Source organism: uncultured Aquabacterium sp. (assembly GCF_913773725.1).
Lineage (GTDB): Bacteria > Pseudomonadota > Gammaproteobacteria > Burkholderiales > Burkholderiaceae_C > Aquabacterium.
Window position 1 is genome coordinate 1 of sequence record NZ_CAJYGK010000046.1, and the last position, 4091, is coordinate 4091.

The 4091-nt window shown below is 67.0% G+C and carries 5 protein-coding genes; all 5 read right to left on the reverse strand.

What is annotated here, in order from left to right:
- Nucleotides 1-1153, reverse strand: a 1153-nt coding sequence (locus tag QZ709_RS05265; RefSeq protein ID WP_294636238.1) for an STY4528 family pathogenicity island replication protein, incomplete at its 3' end; no start/stop codon positions are given.
- Between the two features lie 2 nt (nucleotides 1154-1155).
- Nucleotides 1156-1716 (reverse strand): DUF2857 domain-containing protein, encoded by a 561-nt coding sequence (locus QZ709_RS05270; protein WP_294636239.1) that lies wholly within the window; start codon nucleotides 1714-1716, stop codon nucleotides 1156-1158.
- 15 nt (nucleotides 1717-1731) lie between these two features.
- Nucleotides 1732-3387, reverse strand: coding sequence for a ParB family protein (locus QZ709_RS05275; RefSeq protein ID WP_261659740.1), 1656 nt, complete (start codon nucleotides 3385-3387; stop codon nucleotides 1732-1734).
- Nucleotides 3380-3628 carry a type II toxin-antitoxin system HicA family toxin gene (locus QZ709_RS05280; RefSeq protein ID WP_261659741.1) on the reverse strand — a complete coding sequence of 83 codons (249 nt, stop codon included), beginning with the start codon at nucleotides 3626-3628 and terminating at the stop codon, nucleotides 3380-3382. The genes QZ709_RS05275 and QZ709_RS05280 overlap by 8 nt, the downstream gene beginning before the upstream one ends.
- On the reverse strand, nucleotides 3612-4091 hold a 480-nt coding region (locus QZ709_RS05285; RefSeq protein WP_294636240.1), incomplete at its 5' end, for a ParA family protein. The genes QZ709_RS05285 and QZ709_RS05280, both read right to left, overlap by 17 nt.

Genomic DNA, 4091 nt, shown 5'->3' on the forward strand with positions numbered 1-4091 from the left:
AGACAGGTGCGCGGGTGGCATTGCAGCAGGTCGATGCCGCGCTGAGGCAGGCCGTACTGGACGAATGGGCCCGCTGGATGATGCCGAACAGATACCCCGCAGGATTGCGGATGCCGTGGCTGCTGCATCGCGTGGCCCATTCGTCCAGTACGGCCTGCCTCAGCGCGGCATCGACCTGCTGCAATGCCACCCGCGCACCTGTCTGCTGCTCTGCCTTCAGTTCCGCGAAGCGTTTGGGCCATTGCAGGTCGCCCAGCGCGCGCGCCTGCGCCTGTGCCTGCGCGGTAGTACGTACTTCATTAATACGACTACTACGTACTGTACGGGCCTGCTTCGGATTCCGAAGAGAGGCGTCTGGCGCGGGTTTCGACCCTGCTTCGGATTCCGAAGTGGGGTCGTCAGGATTCCGAAGAAGGCTCGTCGGCCCTTCTTCGGAATCGTGAGTGGCATCCTCTTGTGGATAACTTTCGGTCGCCGTGATGCCCTGGCTGGCGAGGCGTTCGGCCAGGACCTGCAGCCGTGACGGCAGCGTGCGGCCGGACAGCAGCGGGTCTCCTGCGATTTCCTTGAGCGTGTTCAGGCTGACCATCTGGACGGTCTTGGCCGAGTGGCCGAGGGACTGGCTGACCAGCGCCAGGTAATCGGCGTCGAGCTGCATCGCTTCAAAGGGCGTCAGCGGCTCGTCGTGCAGGACATAGAGGTTGCCGAGGATGCGGCCGGTCTTGGGGTCGCGGCGGCGCCGCACCAGGCTCAACCATCGGGTAAGGCGCAGCAGCGTCAGGGCTCGCGCCACGGTTTCGTGCGAGGCTTGCCCGGCGCAGGGCATCGACGCCAGCCAGGGCCGAAGCTGTTCATACGTCGGGAATGCCGTCACGCCATCGTCGTTGAGCATCAGCCGGAAGACCTGCCAGGCGTTGCGCTCCAACGGCGTCAGGCGACGGTCGAGGAACAGCCGCCGCGGTACGGTCTCGTGCCGGTTGCCGCTGAACAGGAAGGCATCGCCAGACGCCGGGCCCGTGGGCATCGCGACAGGCGTGGGTGTGGACGGGGGCGCGTCGGCGTTGGGCTCGGGCACAAGGTCTTTCAGCGCAGCGTCGAACAGGTCTGCGAGTGCGATGGGGCCACGACGTGGTGCGGTGTCGTCCACGGCCATGGTCAACCCAATCCCTGATAGACCCAGCTCTTGATCGAGGCCCAGACCACCGACAGAGGCAGCGACATGCCTTCGGCCAAGGCCATGGCGGCATCGAGGATGGAGGTCTCGTCTTCGAGATCGACGTTCCTGCTGCTGGTCAAGGCATTCCATTGCCGCCACAGCTCCGTGTCCTGCTTCTCGTCCAGCACGGGATGGCGGCCTTTACGCTTGGGCAGGCCGAGGATTTCGCGGCGAAGCGCCACTTCCTGATGGGTCAGGCCGTAGAAGCGGCCGACCATCTCGGTGCTCGCGCCCAGCCTGAGCATGCGATCGACCGTGGCGATCTCCTTCTCCACATCCTGCGCCTGCCTGAGCAGACGCCGGAGCACTTCGCGGTTGACCGTCACGGAGCACCACGAGACGTTGGCGTTGGCCAGCACGCTGATCAGCGCGGGATGCTTGAGGGCGTCCAGTTCTTCCTCGCCAAACCCCATCAGCTTGCAGCGGCGCAGTTGCCCATTGCGCAGGTCATAGAGGGCCTGGGCGATGACGGCCTGGTTGAGTGGGTGTGGTGCGGACATGCTGGTCTCCCTCGGTCACGTTCCAGGGTCCGCAGCGCCGGCGTCCAGGTCGAGCAGACGGCGGGCCAGCCGCAGCAGCCGGAACAGCTTGACCAGTGCCGTGTCGCTCAGTCGCCGGGTTGCGTCGCCTTGTCCGTGCAGTAGCGCCGACAGGTCAATGACGAATTGCCCGTTATCCAGGCCGACGTCGGCGGGCTGCTGACCGGCCAGGCATGCCAGCAGCGCCAGGACGGCACGGCCCAGCGGCCCCGGGTCCTGGGCGTAGGCGTGGCAGGCGAAACCGATGCCGTCTGGACGGTCATCGATGCACTCGTCCAGGTGGGCCTCGCCCGCGATCTCGCGGGCGAACTGCGCGACGTGGATGCGCAGGCGCTCGGGCGTGTCCAGGCTCGCGTCGATGTACCAGACATCAGAGATCGGATAGAGCCCGCCGGCCTGCACGGGGATCGACTGCAAGACGTTCGCCGAGAAGTCGGGCGGCAGCGCATCGCCCAACTGGTCGGCGACCATGCGCTGGATGGACTGGAGCCGTTCGGTCGTTGGTGCCGGTGAGACGATGTGCTTCTGAAGCAGGTGGCCGTCCGCTGTCGGACTGGCCGTGCCCGCCTCGTTGGCATTCGCGTCGCTCTCTCGCGTTGAGGTGGGAGACGCAGGGCCTGCAGGCTGCGCTGCCGGTGCAGGCCCTGTGGTGGGCGACGCGGCGTTGGCAGGTGGGCGCGCGATAGCCCCAGGCTCCGGCAAGGCGGGAGGTGTCGAGGATGGCGTCGGATCGCTGACCAGAGCGCGCTGGCGGCTCTCGGATTCGGTCATGTCCAGAGCGAGCACGTCGTAATCGACGTCCAGCAATTCCACCATCTGCCCAATCAACTCGTCCTGTACGCGCTGCGCGGAGAACTCTTCAGCCTGCACATCGAATTGCGACAGGACTTCCTGGAAGAACTCGTCGAAGTCCTGGACCAATGGGCGGCCCTTGGCGTAGCGCTCCCACGCGAGCATGCAGGCTTTGCGCATGACCGACAGGCGTTCGACCTGATGGCGGCCGAGGCCACCATAGAGCACGGCGGGGATCGCCGGCAGGAGGTAGCGCACCGCGTCGTTCATGCGGCTGATGTGCGACTGCTGGACCGGGAAGCCATCGGCGGCCAGGCGGCGGGCCAGTTCGGACTGGCTCAGGGCGGCGCCGCTTTCCTGCTCGTAGAACTCGCGCGCCTTCTCGACGCCGAGGGCACGTTCGATGAAGGTGAGGCCGCCGCGCAGTTCGTTCTCGGCCAGGTGGCCGGTCAGCATGACGACTTCGCCGCGACTGGGCCACGGCCGGAACAGGCACGATATGAGGAAAAACTGCTCGTCCTTGGTCTCCGACCACAGTTCGCGCAGGATCGCCAGCCGCGTGTTGCCGCCGTTGCGGATGATGTAGTGGTCCTCGCCAGGCCGTCGGGTGATGGCCGGTGCCGCATCCAAGCCGCGCTCGCGGATGGATGCCTTGATTTCCTCATAGGCCGGATTGCGCTTCTTGCGCGGGTCATGGTCGTAGGGGCGCAACTGGTCCAGGGTCACGACCATGGGCGTGTCGGCGATCGGGTCGCTCAAGGCCGACGCGGACGGGCCGCTGCGCTCGAACCCGGCCGCGAGTAGCTTGCCGGCCATTTGCTGGGAGGTGATCTCAGCCATGGCGGCCTCCCTGCGCTTGGGATCGGGCCTCGCGCTCGGCGCGGCGGATCTGCGCACGGGCGTTGAGGGCGGCCCGGTGGTCGCTGGCCGTCGAACTGGTGTAGATCGCGGCGCAGCCTGCCTTGGTGAATTTGAGGTGGCCGCCCGGCGTGCGCTTGACGTGCCAGCCTTCGCCGACAGCGAACTCGATCAGGGCGTGCAGCCGTTTGTGGCCTCGGGCCAGTTCATGTGCGTTCGCCATGGGGCCTCCCGGTATCAAGAAGGACTGGCGAACGGCCGGACATCGCGGCAAATCGGTTTTGCCACTGCGGGAACAGCTCGCCAGCGAGGCCGCGCATGGTGTCGAGCGCGGCGGGGGCGACTCTGCCCGGTGGCTGGCGGTACTCGACCCGATGCACCGGCAGGCCGCGCGTCGCGGCGCGCGGATAGGCTTCGATGGCCGGCACGTCGGTGGCCAGCACGCGGATGCCGGCGTGGTCCTGGAACAGGTCGCGCAAGGCCTGCTGAATCAGCCGGGCGTTCGCCGACACCGGGTGGACGCGATTGATGAGCAGGTGCAGCGGTGGCGGCTCGATGCCGAGGTGCCGGTACGGCGCGATGTCTTCGAGCAACTGCATGGTGCCGCGCCGCAGCTCTCGTGCCGCGAGGATTTCCGGGGTCACGGGCGACAGCGCAACGTCGGAGGCGAGCACCGCCATCTCCAG